21 protein-coding genes are annotated in these 21,326 nt (G+C 36.5%); 5 read left to right on the top strand and 16 right to left on the bottom strand.

Annotation, left to right across the window (positions count from 1 at the left end; all coding sequences use genetic code 11):
* The first annotated feature begins 523 nt into the window (after positions 1 to 523).
* Together ACLI50_RS04590 and ACLI50_RS04585 are read left to right on the top strand one after the other, a co-directional pair.
* Positions 524 to 2,335 carry a TonB-dependent receptor plug domain-containing protein gene (locus ACLI50_RS04590; protein ID WP_411413254.1) on the top strand — a complete coding sequence of 604 codons (1,812 nt, stop codon included), beginning with the start codon at positions 524 to 526 and terminating at the stop codon, positions 2,333 to 2,335.
* Between the two features lie 72 nt (positions 2,336 to 2,407).
* Positions 2,408 to 3,124 (top strand): DUF2490 domain-containing protein, encoded by a 717-nt coding sequence (locus ACLI50_RS04585; RefSeq protein WP_411413253.1) that lies wholly within the window; start codon positions 2,408 to 2,410, stop codon positions 3,122 to 3,124.
* Here the strand turns inward: ACLI50_RS04585 and ACLI50_RS04580 are convergent.
* The 12 genes from ACLI50_RS04580 to ACLI50_RS04525 form a co-directional block, all read right to left on the bottom strand.
* Positions 3,121 to 3,567 carry a phosphohydrolase gene (locus ACLI50_RS04580; protein WP_041461800.1) on the bottom strand — a complete coding sequence of 149 codons (447 nt, stop codon included), beginning with the start codon at positions 3,565 to 3,567 and terminating at the stop codon, positions 3,121 to 3,123. The two genes, ACLI50_RS04585 and ACLI50_RS04580, sit on opposite strands and share 4 nt — an antisense overlap.
* Positions 3,568 to 3,648: 81 nt before the next feature.
* Positions 3,649 to 3,984 carry a YegP family protein gene (locus tag ACLI50_RS04575; RefSeq protein ID WP_110008738.1) on the bottom strand — a complete coding sequence of 112 codons (336 nt, stop codon included), beginning with the start codon at positions 3,982 to 3,984 and terminating at the stop codon, positions 3,649 to 3,651.
* Between the two features lie 26 nt (positions 3,985 to 4,010).
* A complete protein-coding gene (locus tag ACLI50_RS04570) occupies positions 4,011 to 4,325 on the bottom strand; it encodes a hypothetical protein (protein WP_411413252.1) in 315 nt (104 codons plus the stop codon).
* 145 nt (positions 4,326 to 4,470) lie between these two features.
* On the bottom strand, positions 4,471 to 6,246 hold the full coding sequence (locus tag ACLI50_RS04565) for an acyl-CoA dehydrogenase FadE (RefSeq protein WP_411413251.1): 1,776 nt from the start codon (positions 6,244 to 6,246) through the stop codon (positions 4,471 to 4,473).
* 156 nt (positions 6,247 to 6,402) lie between these two features.
* Positions 6,403 to 6,681 carry a four helix bundle protein gene (locus tag ACLI50_RS04560; RefSeq protein WP_411413250.1) on the bottom strand — a complete coding sequence of 93 codons (279 nt, stop codon included), beginning with the start codon at positions 6,679 to 6,681 and terminating at the stop codon, positions 6,403 to 6,405.
* A gap of 104 nt (positions 6,682 to 6,785) precedes the next feature.
* Complete coding sequence (locus tag ACLI50_RS04555; protein ID WP_062670092.1) at positions 6,786 to 7,967, bottom strand: acetyl-CoA C-acyltransferase; 1,182 nt, start codon at positions 7,965 to 7,967, stop codon at positions 6,786 to 6,788.
* Positions 7,968 to 8,085: 118 nt separating this feature from the next.
* Positions 8,086 to 10,479 carry a 3-hydroxyacyl-CoA dehydrogenase/enoyl-CoA hydratase family protein gene (locus ACLI50_RS04550; RefSeq protein ID WP_411413249.1) on the bottom strand — a complete coding sequence of 798 codons (2,394 nt, stop codon included), beginning with the start codon at positions 10,477 to 10,479 and terminating at the stop codon, positions 8,086 to 8,088.
* Between the two features lie 53 nt (positions 10,480 to 10,532).
* The gene (locus tag ACLI50_RS04545; RefSeq protein ID WP_062671553.1) at positions 10,533 to 10,985 is read right to left on the bottom strand and encodes a MarR family winged helix-turn-helix transcriptional regulator; all 453 of its coding nucleotides are present in this window, start codon (positions 10,983 to 10,985) and stop codon (positions 10,533 to 10,535) included.
* A 165-nt stretch (positions 10,986 to 11,150) separates the two neighbouring features.
* A complete protein-coding gene (locus tag ACLI50_RS04540) occupies positions 11,151 to 12,074 on the bottom strand; it encodes an ABC transporter ATP-binding protein (protein WP_411413248.1) in 924 nt (307 codons plus the stop codon).
* 98 nt (positions 12,075 to 12,172) lie between these two features.
* A complete protein-coding gene (locus ACLI50_RS04535; protein WP_062670086.1) occupies positions 12,173 to 12,550 on the bottom strand; it encodes a GxxExxY protein in 378 nt (125 codons plus the stop codon).
* Between the two features lie 772 nt (positions 12,551 to 13,322).
* A complete protein-coding gene (locus tag ACLI50_RS04530) occupies positions 13,323 to 14,294 on the bottom strand; it encodes a FecCD family ABC transporter permease (protein ID WP_343640981.1) in 972 nt (323 codons plus the stop codon).
* Positions 14,295 to 14,317: 23 nt separating this feature from the next.
* Positions 14,318 to 14,878 (bottom strand): thioredoxin domain-containing protein, encoded by a 561-nt coding sequence (locus ACLI50_RS04525; protein ID WP_395973434.1) that lies wholly within the window; start codon positions 14,876 to 14,878, stop codon positions 14,318 to 14,320.
* 33 nt (positions 14,879 to 14,911) lie between these two features.
* Between ACLI50_RS04525 and ACLI50_RS04520 the strand changes: the two genes are divergently transcribed.
* Both ACLI50_RS04520 and ACLI50_RS04515 read left to right on the top strand, forming a co-directional pair.
* Entirely contained in the window at positions 14,912 to 16,036 is a 1,125-nt protein-coding gene (locus ACLI50_RS04520) for a 2Fe-2S iron-sulfur cluster-binding protein (RefSeq protein WP_343640986.1), read from the top strand.
* Positions 16,037 to 16,092: 56 nt separating this feature from the next.
* Positions 16,093 to 16,650 (top strand): SanA/YdcF family protein, encoded by a 558-nt coding sequence (locus tag ACLI50_RS04515; protein ID WP_373427997.1) that lies wholly within the window; start codon positions 16,093 to 16,095, stop codon positions 16,648 to 16,650.
* Here the strand turns inward: ACLI50_RS04515 and tamL are convergent.
* The gene (gene tamL, locus ACLI50_RS04510; protein ID WP_202842463.1) at positions 16,647 to 19,256 is read right to left on the bottom strand and encodes a translocation and assembly module lipoprotein TamL; all 2,610 of its coding nucleotides are present in this window, start codon (positions 19,254 to 19,256) and stop codon (positions 16,647 to 16,649) included. The genes ACLI50_RS04515 and tamL overlap by 4 nt on opposite strands.
* On the opposite strand from tamL, the gene ACLI50_RS04505 reads away from it, so the two are divergent.
* A complete protein-coding gene (locus ACLI50_RS04505; protein ID WP_110008752.1) occupies positions 19,242 to 19,967 on the top strand; it encodes a TrmH family RNA methyltransferase in 726 nt (241 codons plus the stop codon). The genes tamL and ACLI50_RS04505 overlap by 15 nt on opposite strands.
* Before the next feature lie 79 nt (positions 19,968 to 20,046).
* Here ACLI50_RS04505 and ACLI50_RS04500 read toward each other — a convergent pair whose 3' ends face one another.
* The 3 genes from ACLI50_RS04500 to ACLI50_RS04490 all read right to left on the bottom strand — a co-directional run bounded on the left by ACLI50_RS04500 (position 20,047) and on the right by ACLI50_RS04490 (position 21,289).
* A complete protein-coding gene (locus ACLI50_RS04500; protein ID WP_343640992.1) occupies positions 20,047 to 20,547 on the bottom strand; it encodes a phosphoribosyl-ATP pyrophosphatase in 501 nt (166 codons plus the stop codon).
* Positions 20,548 to 20,550: 3 nt separating this feature from the next.
* Positions 20,551 to 20,859, bottom strand: coding sequence for a phage holin family protein (locus tag ACLI50_RS04495; protein WP_034694332.1), 309 nt, complete (start codon positions 20,857 to 20,859; stop codon positions 20,551 to 20,553).
* Positions 20,860 to 20,938: 79 nt separating this feature from the next.
* Positions 20,939 to 21,289, bottom strand: a complete 351-nt coding sequence (locus ACLI50_RS04490) for a YtxH domain-containing protein (protein ID WP_047431084.1) — start codon at positions 21,287 to 21,289, stop codon at positions 20,939 to 20,941.
* Between the last annotated feature and the right edge of the window lie 37 nt (positions 21,290 to 21,326).

The raw sequence follows: 21,326 nt of genomic DNA, 5'->3' as shown, positions 1-21,326 counted from the left end.
TTCCTCCGAAATCTGTTGCTGCAATTTTTATAAACGCTGGCAAAATTACTGTTGAAATAGAATACTTTCATCGTAAAATTAAGACCCACAAAATTACGAAATTTTAGCGAAAAATTTACGCTTATCTTATTGTTAAAAATTGTTATAATGATCGTTACATTGAACAGGTTAAACCCATATTTTGCTTTCAAAACCACCTGAAAAGATGTATGTTTTGTGGACTTAATTTTATTTTGCTGTTTATTTTACAGTGTTTTATATAATTTTTTAAAATATATTGTGTTTTTTTATTGAACTATTGTTTTATATTGTAAAATTATTTAAAATTGCATTCATAAATATGTAATAGAGAAATGAGAAAATTATTCAGAGATCTGGTTACACATTTAATGAGAAAAAGATAGAAATTACTCCCTCAGAAAGATGCAGCGTGAAGCTGCATCTTTTTTATGACAACTATCATTTGCCTGTCTTGGTGAACTCCCTTACTTTTGGACTCTCTTAAAAAACTACGGAAACGATTATGATCAAAAAGATAGGAAGTGCTTTTTTTCTGGGATCTTTACTTTGGGTAAATGCACAGGAAAAGACTACAGATATTGAAAGCATTGAATTTCAGGGTAAATTTATCTCTACACCTTATAAAAGCGCTAACCAGAACATCAGCGTTATCACCAGAGAAGATATTGTAAATTCTCCGGCTAAAAGTATTGACGAAATTCTTCAGCAGGTGCCGGGAATGGATATCAGAAGGAGAGGAGCCAATGGAGTGCAGAGTGATATCGGTTTCCGTGGTAGTTCTTTTGAGCAGGTTCTTTTATTATTGAACGGAATCAGGATGAATGACTCCCAGACCGGACATAATAATATGAATATTCCGGTAGATCTGGATGAAGTAGAAAAGATAGAAATCATAAAAGGCCCGGCTGCAAGACGTTTCGGACAGAATGCTTATGCTGGTGTTATCAATATCATCACCAAAACTTTTCCGGGGAAAAAAGTGAAGATAAGCGCAGAGGGAGGAGATTACGGCAGCTATGGTCTGGGATTTAACGCGCAGATCGGAAATGAAAAATTTACGAACTCCCTGCAGGTGAATTCAGCTTCATCAGAAGGGTATATGTTCAATACTGATTATGAGATCAGAAATGTATTTTATCAGGGAAAACTGAATATCAAAAACGGAGATGTAAGAGTTCAGGCCGGCTTTTCGGAAAAGAAATTCGGAGCCAATGGCTTTTATGCTTCCAGTGCTGCAACGAAGCAGTATGAGGAAACGCAGGCTTCTATCGTAAGTGTAGCTCATCAGCAGACTTTTGGTAAGCTGAAACTTAACTCTAATGTATATTGGAGAAGAGGGCAGGATATGTACCTTTATGACAGATGGAATCCTGATTTTTACCGAAATATGCACATTGGAAATAATGCAGGTGGAGAAGTGAATTCCAGCTATCAGTGGGGGTTGGGAACAACCGGAATTGGTGTTGAACTGAGAAAAGAATTTTTAGTAAGCAGTAATTTAGGAGACAGAAACCGTTTTGTATCTCAGGTTTTCTTTGAACATCATTTTTCATTACTGGATAAAAAACTGAATATCAGTCCGGGGATTTCATGGGCCAATTATTCTAAAGAAGGGAATTTCTTCTATCCGGGGTTGGATGTAGGCTATAACTTTAATAACAATTCAAAAATCTACGGAAACATCGCAAAAGTACACCGTGTACCAACATTTACCGAACTGTATTATGTAAGTCCCACGGAACATGGAAATCCGGATTTACTTCCTGAAAATGCAGTTTCATCCGAGGTAGGATATCAATACCAGAACAACAGAATTTTGGCTAAAATCAGTGGTTTCCTGAGGAATTCCAATAATTCCATTGACTGGGTGAAAAAGGATCTGAGTGATAAAGTATGGTTTGCTCAGAATGTGGGAAATATTAAAACGAAAGGAATAGAAGCAGAGTGGAGCCACAGACCGACAGACTGGTTAAAATATACGGTTGGATATACCTACATTGACAGCAAATATGAAGAAAAAGCCGGTGTGGTTTCAAGATATATTCTGGATAATTTGAAACATCAGTTTGTGTCCAAGTTAGAGGTGAAATTCCTGAAAAACTTTACCAACGAGCTTGTTTACCGTTACAATGAAAGAGTTAATCTGGGAACCTATAACCTTGTAGATGAGAAGCTGAGCTTTGCCAAAAAAGATTACTCAGTATATGTGTTGATTAACAATTTGACCAACACAAAATATACCGAAGCATTTGGGGTGGGAATGCCGCAAAGGTGGTTCCATATTGGCTTTTCTTACACAATCAATATTAAGTAATTGTTAATTTACACATGAATAAAAGTTAATATTAACAAATTGTTAAAAAATATACATTTGCAAAAATTTTTTATGAAACGTCTTATAGGTTTAGGTTTATTACTTGGAATATCTTTTTTTAAAGCACAGGAACACATTTCCAGCTTCAATGCAGTGACTCTGACCTATAAGTTTCATCCGAAATTTTTCCTGTACGCAGAGGGGCAATTGCGTGGTAACGAAGATTATACCTACCCCGATTATTATGAAATAAAAGGGGGATTAGGGTATAATCTTACCAAAAACCACAAACCTTTTGTAGGGCTGGGAAGATATGTTAACTATAAAGAACATAGCCTGAGCAGAGAGGAGTTCAGGGTATGGCTTCAGGACGTTATTGATATCAAGAAAGGTATCGTAAAGTTTGAAAACCGTTTTCGTGCTGAAAAGAGCTGGTTCTATGAGCCGAAAACAGATCAGACTTCCCAGAGAATGCGTTACCGGTACCGTCTGAATGTAAGTGTTCCTTTAAACGCCAAAACCATCAAGAAAGGAACTGTTTTCGCCAATGCTTATGACGAAGTATTCTTTGTCTCTCCGATGAAGCCTACTTTTGCCAGAAACAGAGTTTATGGCGGTTTCGGCTATCAGATCGATGATTATTTTGGAATCGTGAGCGGATATCTGTGGCAGCGTGAATTTGAAGCAAAAGGGAACAAAAATTTACATTTCGTTTACCTTGCGTTAAACATCAACATCGATGGAACAGATCATCACACGAAAACATATGATTTCCCAGGTGCGGATTAATATTTCTCTATCAGATAACGATAGGCTTTCAGATATTTATTGAATCTTTTGATATCTTTAGGAGTAAGCTCTCTGTTTACTCTTCTGAGATCCATATTGTCTCGAAGGTCATTTAGTTTTACAGCTACAGAAAGGAGAGATCGTTCCGTTCTTTTGATGAATTCATCATAATCTTCTTCCGGATCAAGCTTTGTAAGGCAGCTGATGGCAAAAATAATATATTCAGGGAATCCCTCAGATCTTAAATAATCCAGACTAAACTCCTGTGGATGGTCTTCCACAACATCGTGAAGTACTCCAACGATTTTTTCATCCAGTGTTTTACCATAGTTCATCACACGCATTACGTGGGCAATGTAGGGAGCATGGTATTTATCGGTTTGTCCTTTATGAGCCTTATCGGCGATTTTGATTGCTTTATTCAGTAATTCTTCTTTTGTCATTGCTAATGAAAAATAGAGTACAAAAATAAAAAATGCCTTAAGAACTAAGGCATTTTTTATGAAGAATATTTTCAGATGATTTTACAAGTTTGTTTCATCCTCTATATGAGCATGCGGAGCATTGTTTTTTACAGATTCTATTCCGTTTTCCATACCATTGTCAGATTCATACATCTGGCTGGTTCCGATGATCTGTCCGTTTCCGGCTTTTAGATTAAAATAGCATCTGCCGTCATTGGCCGTATTTCTTTCAAATTTTGCATCTTCCTGTGCATTGAGTTTTACGGATCCGATTCCGCTTTCACAGGAAGGTTTGGTACTGTATCCCTGGCTGGTTAAAATGACCTGTCCGTTTCCAGCTTTGAGGTTGAACTGAAAGTCTCCGTTTGTTCTTTTAGAGATAATAAATTTTCCCATGGTAATAGTTTTTAGTTTGTGTTATGTTATTTGGATGGTAGTATTTTTTTCCGATTGACCTGAAGCTTATCAGGAGTAATCGAATTTAAAATTTTATATTGTGAATAATCCTTTGAAGATTCTTTTAAAGCCAGATAAAGAATTGTATCATTGGGCTTAACCGTTAATATTTTGTAAAGTTCTTTTTGAGGTTGATCGGGTTTCAGAGTAAAATATCCCGGGAATTTCCCTTTAGCAACAATTTTTGTGGTATCTACCTTGGGAACAGGAAGTAAATTGTCTTTTTTTTGTGCTGAAAAAGTAATGGAAATAAGGAGTATTGGAAATAATAAAATTTTCATGTGTTAGTTATTTTAAAATAAAAATAATAATTTTTTTTGAATAACCTTGCTAAATACCATTAATTTCAATGGATGTCATCATTGATAAAGATCAAAAAAGCGCCCCAAAAATTGGGACGCTGAATCAAATTTATATTATTAAAGACTAATAAGCTCCTTTCTCAATATAGTGAGCTGCTACTTTTTCAGTAAGGGCTACCACATTTGGATGGTTGGTATATTTTGTGAATCTTCTTAGTCCTGAAAGCATCATTCTCTGCTCATCTCCTTCAGCAAAAGAAACAATTCCTTCTTTAGCTGCAGTAATGATTTTCTCCACAGCTTTGTAAAGGTTTAACTGAGCCATAGCTGCTTCTACAGATTCAGGAGAGAAGTGTTTTTCTGCTCTTAATACTGCGGATTCTGCCATATAGATCTGGTTAAGGATTTCAGATGCATTCAGTAATAAATGCTGCTGTTTTTCAATATCCATCATATATTTCTGAAGAGCTGCTCCGGAAACCATTAAGAATACTTTCTTAAGATTGGCGATAATTGCTTTTTCTTCGCTCATGAATTCTGAATAATCAGGAACTTCAAATGAAGGGATGCCCATCAATTCTTTGCTGATCGCCATTGCAGGAGATAAAAGATCCAGCTCACCTTTCATGGCTCTCTTAATAAGCATTCCTACAGCCAGCAGTCTGTTGATTTCGTTGGTACCTTCATAGATTCTTGAAATTCTTGAATCCCTCCAAGCCGCTTCCATAGGAGTGTCTTCAGAGAATCCCATTCCTCCGTACACCTGAATTCCTTCGTCTGCGGTGTGTTGTGCTAGATCAGAAACGAAAACTTTAAGGATTGAACATTCAACAGCGAATTCTTCTACACCTTTTAATTCTGCTTCCTGATGGCTTAATCCTGCTGCAACAAGCTCATCAATTTTATCCTGAACATTTTTAGCGGCTCTGTAAGAACCTGCTTCACTTACGAAAACTCCGGTTGCCATTTCTGCCAGTTTCTTTCTGATCGCTCCAAAAGTAGCGATTGAAACACCAAACTGTTTTCTTTCGTTAGAGTACTGGATAGAGTGGTTTAAGATTCTTCTTTGTGCATCAAGACAAGCGGCAGCCAATTTGATACGGCCTACGTTTAATGCATTTAAAGCGATCTTGAAACCATTGTTTCTTTCTCCTAAAAGATTTTCCACAGGAATCTTCATATCATTGAAGAAAACCTGACGGGTAGAAGAAGCACGGATACCCAGTTTATGCTCTTCCTCACCGAAAGTTAAGCTTTCAGGGTTTTCAAGTTCAGATCTGTTGATGACAAATCCTGTGATATTTTTATCATCATCAATTTTAGCGAATAATGTAAATGTATCTGCAAATCCTGCATTGGAGATCCACATTTTCTGACCGTTGATGATATAATGTTTTCCGTCTTCGGAAAGTTTTGCTTTTGTTTTTCCTGAATTGGCATCAGAACCAGCATCTGGCTCTGTCAAACAGTAAGCTCCGAATTTTGTTCCCGTTGCTAAATCCGGAAGGTATTTTTTCTTCTGCTCTTCAGTTCCGTAAAGAACTATTGGCAGGGTTCCAATTCCGGTGTGTGCACCATAAGCTGTAGCCAATGAACCTGTAGTTCCTGATAGATAATCACAGGCAAGCATTGTAGTCACAAAGCCCATTCCAAGACCTCCGTATTCTTCAGGAACAGCGATTCCCAACATCCCCATTTCTCCCAGTTTACGCATGATCTCTTCAGTAAATGCGTAATCTTTCTTCTCAAAACGTTCTCTTTGAGGAACTACTTCTCTATCTATAAATTCCTTCGCAGAATCACGAAGCATCTTTTGTTCTTCATTCAGTTCTTCAATACTGAAAATTTCGTTTGCAGGAATTTGTTTGATCAGGAATTCCCCGCCTTTTAATGTAGCCATATATTATTTTGTTTTTTAAATTTTTTGAGACCTTCAGATAATAGACGGATAGATGATAGATTATTAGTGGCATCTATTTTCTATCTGTCTATTCTCTCTTTGTCTTTTGTCTTATTAGTCTTTATTTAAAGTATTCTGAAATACCGTTGTTGCTTTTTAAAATTCTTTAATCTTAATTTCAAAGATTTCAGTTTTTTCATCAGATAAATATTTTCTATGATTTGCTAACAATATTTGTGTTTGCAATTCAAATGAAGAACCTAAAGAAATATCCAAAAAATGACTAAAAGACTGATTTGTCCTGCTTGAACCTTCAGCTATATTTGATGGAATTGAAATTGCAAATCTGTCCATTTGATTTTTCAAACCATACTTTTCATAAGTCGGAAAAGTATCTGTAAGATCTAAAGTTAATCTTGATAATTCCATACTCATTTGCCAGATTTTAAGCTTTTTAAAATTGTGCCTCTTAGAAAATCATTCATTCATTTTTTGGTGTCTTTAAGTCTATTATCTATCCGTCTATTCTCTATTGTCTATTAAAGAAGTTCAAAAATAGAAGCTGCTCCTTGGCCGGTTCCTACACACATAGAAACCATTCCGTACTTGTTGCCTCTTCTTCTCATTTCGTCAAGAAGTTGTACTGTCAGTTTTGTTCCTGTACATCCAAGCGGGTGACCAAGGGCGATAGCTCCTCCGTTTACGTTTAAGATGTCAGGATTTAATCCTAATTCTTTTTTGATTGCAACCGATTGAGAAGCGAATGCTTCGTTAAGTTCGATCAAATCGATATCTTTTAATTCTAAACCAGCCTGTTTCAATGCTTTTGGAATAGCATAGATAGGACCCATTCCCATGATTCTTGGTTCTAATCCGGCTGCAGCATAAGCCACTAATCTTGCCTCAGGCTCCAGTCCTAATTCTTTTACCATTTCCTCACTCATTACCATTACGAAAGCCGCTCCGTCACTCATTTGAGAAGAGTTTCCGGCAGTTACGCTTCCTCCGTTGGCAAATACAGGTCTTAGTTTTGCTAAACCTGCTAAAGAAGTATCTGCTCTAGGCCCCTCATCTACTGAAAAATCAAACTTTTTAGTCTGCAGTTTCTGATTTTCGTCCAGGAAATTATACTCTACAGGAATCGGAACAATCTGGTTGGCAAATTTACCTTCCTGATTAGCCTTTAAAGCTTTCATATGAGATTCAAAAGCAAACTGATCCTGTTCTTCTCTTGTAATATTATATTGTTTTGCAACTTCTTCCGCAGTGTAGCCCATTCCCCAGTAGTAATCAGGGTTTGTTTTTGCGATATCCGTTTCAGGAACCGGCTTATAACCTCCCATAGGAATATATGACATAGATTCTGTACCACCAGCGATGATACAATCTGCCATACCAGCCTGAATTTTCGCAGAAGCAATAGCAATTGCCTCACTTCCTGATGCACAGTATCTGTTCACGGTAACTCCCGGAACTTTATCGGTATTTAACCCCATCAAAGAGATCAGACGCGCCACATTAAGCCCTTGTTCAGCTTCCGGCATTGCATTTCCTACGATAAGGTCATCAATTCTGTTTTTATCTAATTGGGGTAGCTCAGCCATTAATTTTTCAATAACGGTAGCCGCCATGACATCAGGTCTTGTAAATCTTAAACTTCCTTTTGGAGCTTTTCCAACGGCAGTTCTAAAACCTTTTACTATATATGCTGTCTTTGACATTGTTTTATTAATTAATTGTTATAAAAATTAACCATACTGTTTGTCATGCTGGAAGCATCTATTCAATGTTTGGATTCCTTCAGAATGACAAAGTGTTTGTTAATTATTTTTGAAAGTATTAGTTTCTTAATGGTTTTCCGTTCTGTAACATGTACTGGATTCTCTCTAAAGTTTTTCTTTCCCCACAAAGCTGAAGGAAAGTTTCTCTTTCAAGGTTCAATAGATATTGTTCCGTTACAACTGTTGGCTCTGATAGATTTCCACCTACCATCACGTTGGCTAGTTTATCAGCAATTTTCTTATCGTGTGCAGAGATGAAATTTCCGGTTAGCATCTGGTCTGTTCCTACATAGAACATTCCTAATGCGTCTTTACCAAGAACTTTTACTTTTTGCTCGATCGGCTGGGTATAGCCTTGTTCCGCTAATAGTTTTGCTACTTTTTTAGCCTCGGCAATCTGTCTGTTTTTGCTTACGGAAACGATGTCTTTCCCTTTTTCAAGGATTCCCATATCGTAAGCTTCGTAGGCAGAAGTAGCTACTTTACCCATGGCGATGTTCATAAATGCATCACGAAGTCTGTTATTTTTAACATCATCGTTGTGGAATTCTCTGGAAGTTCTTAAAGTCAATTCTTTAGTACCTCCACCACCAGGAATTACTCCAACTCCGGTTTCAACAAGTCCGATATAGGTTTCTGCAGCGGCAACCACCCGGTCTGCATGCATCGTCATTTCGCATCCTCCACCTAAAGTCATTCCGTGAGGAGCAACTACTACAGGAATAGAAGAGTAGCGTACTCTCATCATTGATTTCTGGAAGTAAGCGATCGCCATATTCAGATCATCCCAATCCTGTTCGATTGCCATCATAAGAATCATCGCAAGATTGGCACCTACAGAGAAATTAGCTCCCTGGTTACCAACTACTAATCCGTCATATTCTTTTTCTGCCAAATCAATCGCTCTGTTCAATCCGTCAAGAACTTCGCCTCCAAGAGAGTTCATTTTTGAACGGATCTCAAAGTTGATAATTCCGTCTCCTAAATCTTGAATTGCAGCCCCTGAATTACTCCAAAGCGTTTTATTTTTTCTGATATTATCTAAGATGATGAATGCATCCTGACCAGGGATCTTGTTGTATTCTCCTGAATTTTTATCAACATAGATACTTTGTCCTTCATCATTAACTTTATAGAAGGTTTCTACATTTTTCACCCAGTCAGAAACTTCGTATCCTGCATCTTTTGCCAGTTCAATACCTTTCTGAACACCTACGGCATCCCAGATTTCAAATGGACCGTTTTCCCATCCGAAACCGGCTCTCATCGCATCGTCAATTTTATAGACCTCGTCAGAGATTTCAGGTACTTTGTGCGAAACGTAAGCGAATAATGCCCCTAAAGACTTTCTGTACAATTCACCAGCTTTATCTTTACCACCAATTAATACTTTAAATCTGTCAATCGGTTTATCTATAGATTTTGTTAATTCCAGAGTAGGGAAGGATGATTTTCCTTGAAGTTCATACTCCAAAGTATCAAGGTTTAATCCATGAATTTCAGATTTTCCTTCTGCGTTTTTCACTTTTTTATAGAATCCTTGTTCCGTTTTTGAACCCAGCCATTTATTATCCATCATTTTCTGGATATACCCTGGAAGGGCAAATACATCATTGAAGTCGTTTGCTTCCGCACCGCTCTGGCGGACACCGTTGGCTACCATTACCAAAGTATCAAGACCTACAACGTCAGCTGTTCTGAATGTAGCAGATTTTGGACGTCCGATTACCGGACCAGTTAATTTATCAACATCAGAAACGGTAAGTCCTAATTTCTGTACATTGTGAAGAAGATCCATCATGGAGAACACCCCGATTCTGTTGGCGATGAAGGCTGGTGTATCTTTGGCTAAAACAGTCGTTTTACCTAAGAATTTTGCTCCGTAATTCATATAGAAATCGATGATTTCAGGAGCTGTATCGTTAGTTGGGATAATCTCTAAAAGGGGAAGATATCTTACCGGGTTGAAGAAGTGTGTTCCGGCAAAGTACTTCTTGAAATCCTCGCTTCTCCCTTCTGTAAGGAGATGAATAGGAATACCGGATGTATTGGAAGAAATTAATGTTCCCGGTTTTCTGAACTGTTCAATTTTTTCGTACACAGACTTCTTGATGTCAAGTCTTTCAACGACTACTTCAATGATCCAGTCGGTATTTTTTATTTTCGGCAAATCATCATCGAAATTTCCGATTGTAATTCTGTCTGCAAACTTGGGTGAATAAAGAAGTGCAGGACTTGCTTTTTTAAGTTTTTCAAAGTTTTCGGAAGCAATTCTGTTTCTTACTGCTTTGTCATCTTTGGTCAAACCTTTTTTCTGTTCAGCTTCAGTTAGTTCAAAAGGAACAATATCCAAAAGTGATACTTCAACGCCTATGTTGGCGAAGTGAGCAGCGATTCCGCTTCCCATAATTCCTGAACCAAGAACCGTTACATGTTTGATTCTTCTTTTCATATGTAAATTTTTATTTGTATAAGATGATATGAACCCGAAGGCTTCATCATAATTTATTTTCTGTTATTTAATAATTCGTTTGCTATTTTCATGATTTCACCCATCACATCCTTGAAAGCCTCCAGTTTTTCCGGAGAAATTTTTTCCATCACCTTCTTGTTGAAATTCACAACGACTTCCTTAGACATATTTCTGGAGTTTAATCCTTTGTCTGTAAGTTTGATGATCACCTCTCTTTTATCAGTGGTGGTTTTCTCCTTATAGATGTATCCGTTATCTTCAAGAAGTTTGATAATTCTTGTTAATGAAGTAGGTTCAATAGCCATCTTAGGTCCAAGATTCGTACTTCGGGTTCCTTCTTTAGGATCTATTTTTAAAAGTGTGAGTGCCTGTACCGCTGTGGAATCATGTTCCTGGGCTAATTCTGTGTACATTTTAGAAACAGCCAACCAGGTCTGCTTTAAAATTAAATCTACGTTTTCTATTTTTTCCTTATTATGATCCATCATTTTTGCGCCAATGGTTTTACCCAAATTTAATAAATATTATGCATGCATAATATTTATTAACGTTAAATTTTGTTAATGGGCTGTAAATAAACGGATTAAATTGTATGATTAGCATAATACTATGCATGCATAGTATATGGATAAATCAAAGAAAATCAAGTATTAATGAATGTTTGAGACTAAATTGATGATTTCTTCAAAAGATTCACATTGATAGATGGCGGAATCCTTAGTAATTACCCAAAATGGGTTCTGAAATTCGAAATTCAAGTCAGACAGGTCTTTTTGGAAGTTTTTTTGAAGCAGAGAATACAGCATTTCCTTATGAAACTGAGGTGCAGAAATAAATGGCGGAATAAAGGTCTCACTGATTTGAAATAAGGAAGCATTGGTAAGTTCATCATGCTGAAGCAAAATGTCCTCAACAATTCCCGAATACAGATGATTCTCCTTTACATACCATATTTTGTCCGCAAACTCTTTGGCAAGGCGCCAGTCGTGGGAGGAAAACAGGATAAGTTTGTTTTGTTCCTTAGCCAGCTTTCTCAGGGTTTTTAGAATGATGATTTTATTTTTTTCATCCAGATGGGTAGTAGGCTCATCCAGAATGATAATAGGCGAATTTTGGGTGATAGCCCGTCCGATAAATGCTTTTTGAAGATTTCCGTCAGAAAGGTTTTTCAAAAGAGTATATCTGTACTGATTCAGATCCAGTTCTTCAATAATATGACCAACCTCTTCGCGATCTTCTTTTTTGAGTTCAAAATAAAAAGGATAGTAGATATACTTTCCGAGAGAAATAAGATCTTCAACGGTATAATGCTGCGGAATAACTGACTTTGAAAAGACAATGGCAATATTCTGCGCAATCTCTTTTACCGAAAGATTTTTTACATTTTTTTCATTAATAGAAATTTCTCCATTCAGCAAAGGGAGCTGATGCAGGATAGATTTGATTAATGTTGTTTTTCCTACACCGTTATTACCAATCAGCAGGCATACATCACCAAGCTTTAAATCTGCATTGGCATTGGAGATTAATGGGGTATTGTAGCCGATATTTGCCTGTTTGATCTGTAGATGCATGTTTTTGTTCGTTTTCGCGAAGACGCAAAGTTTTTTACAAAAATAATGTTTTAAGACGCAAGGAATTTGACTTTGTCAAATTTTTATCATGTTTTATTTTATAAGTTGTTCACAATTCTTGTTACTCCGTTTTTGAAGACATCAGATTGAAAGTTAAGTAATAATCCCAATTTACAGTTTGTCATTTTTAAGTAAGTTAAAAGCTGCGCTTTATGAGTAGGTGATATATACTCAACTGTTTTTATTTCCAGAATTACTTTGTTTTCAATAATCATATCGAGTCTGAAAGCGTTCTCTATTTTCAAATCTTCATAAATGATTGGAAGTAGCTTTTGCTTTTCTACTAAAAATCCTGCTTTTGTTAACTCATAGAACATGCATTCTTCGTACACATGCTCAAATAATCCTGCTCCAAGTTTTCTGTGAATCTTTAAACCTGTTTCAAAAACTACTTTTGATAATTCATTTTCTGTCATTTGTGGTGTTTTGTTGGACTTAAATATATGAATAGTTGCTTAATAATTACAAAGACTGTTACTAATGATTTTGGAACATAGTATGCCTATTGATGCGAAATGTTGGGTAAACGCGAAGACGCAAAGGCTTTTAATATTTTGTGTAATATTTTAAGGCGCGAGAAAATCGAAGATTTTCAGCAAGGTATTGGAGAAATTTTTTGTTTAGAATATGAGGTGTTCAATTTTATCGGAGATAAAATCTTTGCGCCTTAAAACAATGTCAAACTCATTTTTATTGCGTCTTTGCGTTTATCCAACAAAAAAGCTACCTCTTATTCTGTTTCAACAGCATCATCAGAATCACAGGAATTCCGAATACAGAGCTTATCACATTCAGAGGAATCTGTGTTTTTTCGGCAATGACAGAGAAAAATAACATAATCAGCATTCCCAGAAACATATCAAGAATCTATTCCTAGCATAGTTGAGCTTAAATATATGAATTGTTAGATAAGTATAATAGATGTAAGTATGTACTTATCAACATTTCAAAACTATAATATTAAGTTTATTAGGAAGTCTGTTGGGTAAACGCGAAGACGCAAAGGCTTTTAATATTTTGTGTAATATTTTAAGGCGCGATAAAATCGAAGATTTTCAGCAAGATATTGGAGAAATTTTTTGTTTAGAATATGAGGTGCTCAATTTTATCGGAGATAAAATCTTTGCGTCTTAAAAATATAAAATTTTTAAAAGTTTTTTGCGCCTTTGCGTTTATCCAACAAAAAAATCACACTTTATTCTGTTTCAATAGCATCATCAGAATCACAGGAATTCCGAATACAGAGCTTATCACATTCAAAGGAATCTGTGTTTTTTCTGCAATGACAGAGAAAAATAACATAATCAGCATTCCCAGAAACATATTAAGAATCCATTGCTGCCATAATCTGGATGGATTATAAACAAGTCTGCAAAAGTGTGGCACAATGATTCCAATAAACAGAATAGGTCCTAAAAATGCAGTAACAGAAGCAGATAGGAGGGAAGATGCTACTATGATTAAGAGTTTCAGCTGTTTCAGATTGACCCCTAAACTTTGTGCATAGGAATTGCCCAGAGAATTTCCAATGAGTGGTTTTATCGCTCTGAAGCAGATCAACATACCGATTAAAACAAGGATGGAAAGTACATAGATCTGATTCCTCGTTACCATATTATTCGCTCCGAAAGACCATAAAATATAATTTTTCAGACTCTGGTTTTCCGCATAAAATTGCAACAGAGATACAATGGCACCGGCAAAAGCAGATACCAAAAACCCGAAAATAATAAGATATGATTTGTCCTGAAATCTATTGGACATAGAGAGGAGTACCAACATCAACAGTAAGCTGCCTCCAATAGCTGATAAGCTGAGAAAACTATTCTGTAAAAATTCAGGAAGGGAAATAGTATGGGAAAAGAAAATATAAAAAGCAACCGATAAACTGGCGACCGATGTTATCCCTAATATATCAGGCCCTGCCAGTGGATTTTGAAAATATTCCTGCATCAGAAAACCTGAAGTGGGAATGGATATTCCAGCCAGCATCATCACCAGAACACGGTTGATACGGATTTCAGCAATTTGATTCTGAGCGGAATCCTGAAAGAAATCCTGGAAGCTTAAACTTAAAAATCCTGTGTTCAGATTAATAATTGCGCTTGCAATAATGGCAATCACGAATAATAAACACAGGATTTTAAATCTTTTTGACATGATTCAGAAAGAGTTCAGTCTATTTATTTTAGGAAAGAATCGATTTTAGAATTCAATACATCTTCCGTCATCATTCCCAGATATTCGTCGGTTTTATCACCTTTTCTCATGAAAGTAAAAGGGATAGAACCTCCGTCCCATTGTTTGAAGTTGTTGTGAAAGAAGTTTGGATCTAATTTTTGTCCATCCAGTAATATAATGCTGCCTCCCAATTTATTTTCTGCAGCAAAATTCTTAACAGCACCAGCCCAATCTGCCTTATCATCAAGGTTGACGAAAGTGAACTTTACAGGTTTTCCTTTCAATTCCTCCATTTTACTTTTAAAGCTTGGAATTTCTCTGATACATGGGCCACACCAGGTTGCAAAAAAGTTGGTTACATATAACGTATCATTATTTTTTGCCAAATGCTGGCTTACGTTTTCAGGAGAAAGTTCTTTGGGAATAGCGGTACTTCCTTCTGCCTCTGCAGTTTGAGATACAGAAACAGAATCTGCAGCTGCGATATTTTCAGATTTCTGACCTTCTTTTTTACAGCTGTAGAGTGCAGTAAGAAGTAACGTGGAAAAAATTATCTTCTTCATAAATTATTTTTTATCTATTTTTGAATTGAAGTTATGGAACAACAAATCTATAAAGGGAAACTGATACAGTTTCATCCGTTAAAAATAGCGAAAAAGGAAGAGCTGACCAAAAATACTTTTTCTCTGGAGTTTGATATTCCTGAGAATTTAAGAGAAAATTTCAGGTTTGAAGCCGGGCAATTCGTCAGTATACGATTTCAATCACATGGGAAGGAGGTTATTAATGATTATTCAATGACTTCGGCTCCTTATGAAGGGAAAATATGTCTGGGGATAAAGGTGAATTCATCTGAAGGAGCGAGTTCTCAGTTATTTCAGAATTATAACGAAGGTGATGAACTGTGGGTAAGTGAACCTGCCGGAAGATTTACCATTGTATCCAAGCCCAGCGAATTCAGAACTATTGTTGCTTTTGCTGCTGGTATTGGGATTACGCCCATTTTGAGTCATTTTAAAAATATTCTCCACAACGAACCCAGAACACGGCTGTTCTTATTTTTTGGAAATAAAAGTTCAGAAGATTTAGCCTATCGCGAACAGCTGGATAATCTTGCCAGAACATGTGGTGACAGACTTCAGATATTTTACTTTTTTTCTCAGGAGAAAACGGCAGATCAGTTTTTTTATGGAAGACTTGATGAAAAAAAGCTGAATCTTATCATCAATCAGATCCTTCATTTGGATGATACAGACGAGGAATCTACAATCTGGGATGCTGTAGACGAAGTGCTGATCTGTGGAAAAGGTGAAATGATCAAAACTTTGGCTAATGCCTGCTATCATCACGGAATTCCGAAAAAGAATATCCATTTTGAACTTTTTGAAGAATTTAATGACGATATTTATCCTGTGGAAAAAGAATTTCCTCTTATTGAAAATATAGAGGTTGAATTTACCATGCTTGGAAAGAAATATACCACTTATCTGTCTGATAATAAGGATAAAATCTTACAGCAGCTTTTGATGCAGAAATTCCCTGTTCCTTATTCCTGTAAGTCTGGGATCTGTGGAAGCTGTGAATGTTCTCTGGAAGAAGGGGAAGTAGAACTGCTGGAGAATGAGTATCTTACCGAAAAAGAGGAGGAGCAGGGACATATTTTAGCTTGTATGTCTATTGTGAAAAGTAAAAAAATAAAGCTTAACTTTGATCTTAGTTGAGAATTATTAGGAACATATTTAACCTTGGATTTATATCACTGGAATTGGGAATTCTGATGATATGCTTCTGTAATGTGTGGGTTTTCGGGCTTACCAACGGAAGAACTTATACCAAAATCTCAAAAATTCCGCCAAGGGAAATTGCACTGGTTCTGGGGACATCTCCAAAAATGAGATCAGGAAAATCAAACCCTTATTTCACCAAAAGAATGGATGCGACTGCCCTTCTTTACCATCATGGGAAAATCAAGAAAATTATAGTAAGCGGGGAAAAAAGCAAAGGTTATAACGAACCGGGAGCAATGAAAAACTATCTGATCAATCAGGAAGGTGTGCCTGAAGATATTATTGTGGAAGATCCTAAAGGTTTTAATACCTATAAAAGTATTCTTCGTTGTAAGGATGTTTATAAGAAGAAGAATGTCATCATTGTATCTCAGGGATATCACAACCTGAGAGCATTGTTTTTTGCAAGAAATAATGATATGAATGCTTTGGGATTTGATGCGCAGGATGTCACAAAACCCGAGAGTTTCTACAGAAACCAGACGAGGGAAATCCTCGCCCGTGTGATTGCTGTAGTCTATTTTATTTTAGGCGTTTCTCCGGATTAGAAAGGATATCCGAACGCGATATTAACTGTTGGTTTGAAAGGCTGGATGAATTTGAATCTCCATCGGTCGCCTTCAGGTTTATTCGGGTCATAGATCTTATACGCAAGGTCAATTCTCGCCGTTACATAAGCAATATTTAATCTTAATCCGAATCCACTTCCGATACCCACCTGTTTCCAGAACTTACCGAACTTAAATTCATCTCCATATCCATCGTTATAGTTACGAAGACTCCATGTATTTCCGATATCGGTAAATAAAGCGCCTTCATAAGTTTTATTGAAAGGAATTCGATATTCAATATTAGTGGTAAGCTTTAGATTGTCTGTCATATAGGTACGAACTCTTTCATCCACCTGGGAATCTGCAGGACCTAATCCTCCAAAGGCTACCCAGGCTCTGATATCGTTGGAACCTCCGTTGAAATAAGACTTGATGATGGGCATATCCTGAGAGTTTCCGTAAGGTATTCCAACTCCGATAAACTGGCGCAGCACCAATGTCTGGTTTCCGTTAAACTTGAAATATTTTCTTGTATCAATATCAAATTTTACAAACTGTGCGTAAGGCAGTCCGAAAATAGTTCCTTGCGGGCCGGTAACAATACCTCCGCCGTTATCCTTTTTATTGAATATACTCAATATATTTCCCGCAAGCTCAACTTTTCCGTTAAAATAAAAGGCATTTGGATATTCCTTTTTTCCAATTTCACTATAAACAAAATTATAGATCATAGAAGAGATAAGGACATCTTGGGTCTGTCTGTCTTTGTTGACCAATGTTCCGGTAAAGGCCGTTAAAAGATCTCTTCCCTGCTGATTAAGACTTCCACGGTAAGCATCGTTCTCAATAATCATTTTGGAAACTTCATCTACATTCAGTTTTCCATCTTTGTAATCTTGTCCGGTCTGCGCGGTTTCCGGGCTAAACATAAAATAATTTCCGAAAACTTCATCTTTTACCCTTCCGTCATTCACAAAGTAGTCATAGTACGCATCTTTATTTTTTGTCAGACTGACCTGAGTATTGAATAAAGTAAGCTTGTGATACACCTGATCATTAACACTTGCCTGATAATTCAGTCCCGTATTGAAAATCAACCTTCCCAAACCGATGTTGTTCTGTATCGACGCCCCCAGCAAAATAGATGATGTAGGTGTGTATCGTTTTGGAATGAATTTATAATAATTAAAAGGAAGCAGCAGTCTTGGGAAGTTCAGGGATGCCTGAGCCGATATTTCGTAGGCTGCAACTCTTTTACTGATATCTTTTGTACTTCTGATAGAACCAAATGTTCCTGAAAGACTGGTAGAAAGGTTTTCCGCTCCTCTAAAAACATTTCGGGTGGTAAGGTCCACAGAAGGAGAGATCCCCAGGTTTAAAACCTGAGAATAGTTAATATCTGTTCCCACTTTAAGTTCGTATTTCGGAAGTGGTTTCAGTACATACAAAACATCAACAATACTGTCGTTAGGAGAGGTCATTCCGCCTTGTCTCAGTGAGTCTCTCGCTTTAACGATGCTGAAGTTATTCATCGATAAAAGATTTCTCTTGGTTACGTCCAGTTTCGTTTGGTCAAAAACCTTTTTACTGTCCGGAATAATCGCTCTCCAAACCGATGAAAGTTTGTATTTGTCATTCATCGTATGAAATCTTATTCTCCTTAAGCTGTCTTTTTTGGTATTTTTAGGATAATCACCGGGTTCATCCACAATAGCAACGTCAATATTTCCAAAAGTGGCTATTTTATAGGGAGTATCCAGAGAATCTTTATGAATTTCCAGGGTTAAAGGAACCTGTTTTCTACTTTTAAGGGAATCTGCAACGAAATAAACTTCATCATTGGAAGCATTGAACCTGTAGAAACCAAACTCTCTCATCAGATCGGTGATTCTGGTAACCTCTCTTTCCAGAACGGTCTGGTCAAGGATCTGTCCGGATCTTACAAGACTTCTGTTCAGATTATAGTTGTAATACCCTTTGATCCCCTGATCCGGAATATTATAGAAGTAATCCTTGATACGTGTAGGATCATTATGTTTGATGGAATAATTAACCGATGCTTTTTTGGAAGCTGAATCCAGTGTATGTTTAAAATTGACATCAGCATCCCAATATCCCCTGTAGGTAAGTCTTTTCTTGATAGATTCAGCACTTTTTTCACTTCTTGTCTGATCAAGAATAACCGGCGGTGTTCCCCAGTTGTGCAGTAAACGGTCGAAAAGAAGACTTTTTCCGACACTGCTTTTCATATTATATTTAAGGAATAAAGAATCTCTCAGCTTCTGATTTCTCATCTCACCGGGATAGGTCATATATTCATTAAGTATGGTGTCGTATTTCGGATCCGCCATATTGTACAGAAGGAGACTTAATGGCATGAAAAGAAACTGCTTTTTATTGGGCTTCTGCTGAATATAATCTTTAAGTTCCTCATCGAAAAATACTTTCTTATCCTCGAACTCTAAATTGTTCTTGGTAAGCAGATATTCGCCGTCAGGAACTTTTTTTGTCGTACTACAAGCATAAAGGAGACCAACAAATGTTGCAAATGAGATAATTTTATAATATTTTTGAGGAGAATTCTTATAATGCTTACAGCTCATACAATAAAAGTTTTACAATCTTTAGATAAAAAGAAGTTCAGACAAAAATACAATTTGTTTTTGGTTGAAGGTAATAAAATCATTTGTGAACTTTCTAATTCTAACTTTAAAGTTAAAGAAATATTGTCAACCGATCCACAAAAATTGGACCGTACTGACGTTCCTGTTACCCATATCTCTGAAAATGAATTAAAAAAAATAAGTTTTCTTAAAACTCCAAAAGATTCCGTGGCGGTATGTTATCTTGCCGAGGAAGAAAAATGGGAAGATAAGAATATACAATTGGTTTTGGATGGAATACAGGATCCCGGAAACCTGGGAACCATTATACGTCTTGCAGACTGGTTTGGTATTGAACAGATCATCTGTAGTGAAGATACCGTAGATGTGTACAATCCGAAAGTCATTCAGGCAACCATGGGATCTTTTACCAGAGTGAATGTGGTGTATACTGATCTGGTGGAATATCTTTCCAAAACAGAGAATGTAAATATCGGAACGGATATGGAAGGGGAGAATATTTATACTTTCCAGAAACCCGAAAAGCTAAACCTTATTTTAGGAAATGAAGGAAACGGAATGAGACCTGAGACGGAAAAACTGGTACAAAAAAGTATCAGTATTCCTAGATTTGGAAAATCCCAGTCTACAGAAAGCCTGAATGTATCAATGGCTGCAGGGATTATTTTAGGACAGTTATTTTCAAAATAGAAAATCAGAAACCAGAGGTTGGAATGGTGGATAAACTACTTATCAATATTCTCTAACTTCTGGTTTCTGATATTTAAACCTATATCAATTGTTCCATACTTGAAACACTTTTGTTTTTCTGGTATACTTCTATTTTTTTTCTGACATATTTCAGTGCAATAGGAGCAAGGTAAATCAGAGCTGCACCAATCAGTTTTTTCTTCCAGTTGGAACTTTTCATATTCTTTTTGGCATAGTTCCCTACGATAGCAGTAACCCCTAGTTTTACAAGCCCGTCTGCAAGATTTCCTCCTTTGAAAGCAGAGCTGGCAATTCCTACAGCTGTATTTTTGCTGATTAAAAGGTCTTTCACCTCTGAAGTAAGCTGTTTGGCAATGACATCCTTCCTTAGGACCACTTTTTCATCACCGTCTTCATCAATCTTTTCCTGAAGATACTGATCAGTTAAACCATTGGTAAATGCACTCAGGCTTTCTTTTGTATTTTTGAAGGTCAGAAGATTTTCAAGATCACTAATTTCACCCTGAAGCAGTTTTTTCTTTCTTCTTAATTCTTCTATGCTCTCGTATTTTCTGCCCATAGTTTAATGATTTAAAAATTTAATAACCTGATCTGCAACAGTATTCACAATTTTTGTTTTGAAGGCAACAACAAACGCCATTACCAGTGCATAAAATGCAGCAACAATTAAGAATCCATAGGAATAATTATCCAGTGCTTTTCCGATAAGGAAAGCAATTCCAAAGTTGAAAAGGATAATAAAAAAAGCAAAAGCAACAAGCAGTACTACAAAGTAAGTAATGAGCCCGGCAGAAAGTGACGACTTTTCAGTCGCTTCAATTTTCAGAAGATCGATTCTCTTGGAGGCGTATTCTTTAATAGTTTCTATCATTGTTTTTTTTTAAAGTTACAAAAAAAGGAACTTTCGCACAAAAGTTCCTTTCTGTAATTTACTTAAAAAGATAAATTACTTATTTTTTCAGATCATTCAGTTCTGCTTCTACATCTTTTGCCAAATCTGCAGTTTTAGAAACAATCTGATCTTTGTATTTGTCATATCCGTCTTTCACAGTATGTGCTACACTGTTAGCTGTTTCCTTGAAAGTAGAAGAAATATTGCTGTACTGGTCTTTCACCTTTTCAGAAACCTCACCGTATTTGTTCTTTGCCTGATCTTTAAGATCATTTGCCTTCGTTTTGATTTTTTTTCTGGTTTCTTTACCTTCTTCCGGTGCGTATAACATTCCTAAGATTACACCTGCCGCAGCACCTGCAAGAAGTCCTGCCAATATACCTGCTGTATTATTTCCTTTTCTAGACATTTTAAGTTTTTTAATAATTAATAATAGATTAGTTTTT

Source organism: Chryseobacterium cupriresistens (assembly GCF_046614675.1).
In the GTDB taxonomy this organism is placed as follows: Bacteria; Bacteroidota; Bacteroidia; order Flavobacteriales; family Weeksellaceae; genus Chryseobacterium; species Chryseobacterium cupriresistens.
Note: the sequence above shows the minus strand (reverse complement) of the source record. Positions and strands in the feature narration are given on the sequence as shown.

What these genes read in the sequence shown, in the direction of transcription:
- ACLI50_RS04590 (WP_411413254.1), top strand. Translation starts at nt 524, where the DNA reads ATGATCAAAAAGATAGGAAGTGCTTTTTTTCTGGGATCTTTACTTTGG.
- ACLI50_RS04585 (WP_411413253.1), top strand. Translation starts at nt 2,408, where the DNA reads ATGAAACGTCTTATAGGTTTAGGTTTATTACTTGGAATATCTTTTTTT.
- ACLI50_RS04580 (WP_041461800.1), bottom strand. Translation starts at nt 3,567, where the DNA reads ATGACAAAAGAAGAATTACTGAATAAAGCAATCAAAATCGCCGATAAG.
- ACLI50_RS04575 (WP_110008738.1), bottom strand. Translation starts at nt 3,984, where the DNA reads ATGGGAAAATTTATTATCTCTAAAAGAACAAACGGAGACTTTCAGTTC.
- ACLI50_RS04570 (WP_411413252.1), bottom strand. Translation starts at nt 4,325, where the DNA reads ATGAAAATTTTATTATTTCCAATACTCCTTATTTCCATTACTTTTTCA.
- ACLI50_RS04565 (WP_411413251.1), bottom strand. Translation starts at nt 6,246, where the DNA reads ATGGCTACATTAAAAGGCGGGGAATTCCTGATCAAACAAATTCCTGCA.
- ACLI50_RS04560 (WP_411413250.1), bottom strand. Translation starts at nt 6,681, where the DNA reads ATGAGTATGGAATTATCAAGATTAACTTTAGATCTTACAGATACTTTT.
- ACLI50_RS04555 (WP_062670092.1), bottom strand. Translation starts at nt 7,967, where the DNA reads ATGTCAAAGACAGCATATATAGTAAAAGGTTTTAGAACTGCCGTTGGA.
- ACLI50_RS04550 (WP_411413249.1), bottom strand. Translation starts at nt 10,479, where the DNA reads ATGAAAAGAAGAATCAAACATGTAACGGTTCTTGGTTCAGGAATTATG.
- ACLI50_RS04545 (WP_062671553.1), bottom strand. Translation starts at nt 10,985, where the DNA reads ATGGATCATAATAAGGAAAAAATAGAAAACGTAGATTTAATTTTAAAG.
- ACLI50_RS04540 (WP_411413248.1), bottom strand. Translation starts at nt 12,074, where the DNA reads ATGCATCTACAGATCAAACAGGCAAATATCGGCTACAATACCCCATTA.
- ACLI50_RS04535 (WP_062670086.1), bottom strand. Translation starts at nt 12,550, where the DNA reads ATGACAGAAAATGAATTATCAAAAGTAGTTTTTGAAACAGGTTTAAAG.
- ACLI50_RS04530 (WP_343640981.1), bottom strand. Translation starts at nt 14,294, where the DNA reads ATGTCAAAAAGATTTAAAATCCTGTGTTTATTATTCGTGATTGCCATT.
- ACLI50_RS04525 (WP_395973434.1), bottom strand. Translation starts at nt 14,878, where the DNA reads ATGAAGAAGATAATTTTTTCCACGTTACTTCTTACTGCACTCTACAGC.
- ACLI50_RS04520 (WP_343640986.1), top strand. Translation starts at nt 14,912, where the DNA reads ATGGAACAACAAATCTATAAAGGGAAACTGATACAGTTTCATCCGTTA.
- ACLI50_RS04515 (WP_373427997.1), top strand. Translation starts at nt 16,093, where the DNA reads ATGATATGCTTCTGTAATGTGTGGGTTTTCGGGCTTACCAACGGAAGA.
- ACLI50_RS04505 (WP_110008752.1), top strand. Translation starts at nt 19,242, where the DNA reads ATGCTTACAGCTCATACAATAAAAGTTTTACAATCTTTAGATAAAAAG.
- tamL (WP_202842463.1), bottom strand. Translation starts at nt 19,256, where the DNA reads ATGAGCTGTAAGCATTATAAGAATTCTCCTCAAAAATATTATAAAATT.
- ACLI50_RS04500 (WP_343640992.1), bottom strand. Translation starts at nt 20,547, where the DNA reads ATGGGCAGAAAATACGAGAGCATAGAAGAATTAAGAAGAAAGAAAAAA.
- ACLI50_RS04495 (WP_034694332.1), bottom strand. Translation starts at nt 20,859, where the DNA reads ATGATAGAAACTATTAAAGAATACGCCTCCAAGAGAATCGATCTTCTG.
- ACLI50_RS04490 (WP_047431084.1), bottom strand. Translation starts at nt 21,289, where the DNA reads ATGTCTAGAAAAGGAAATAATACAGCAGGTATATTGGCAGGACTTCTT.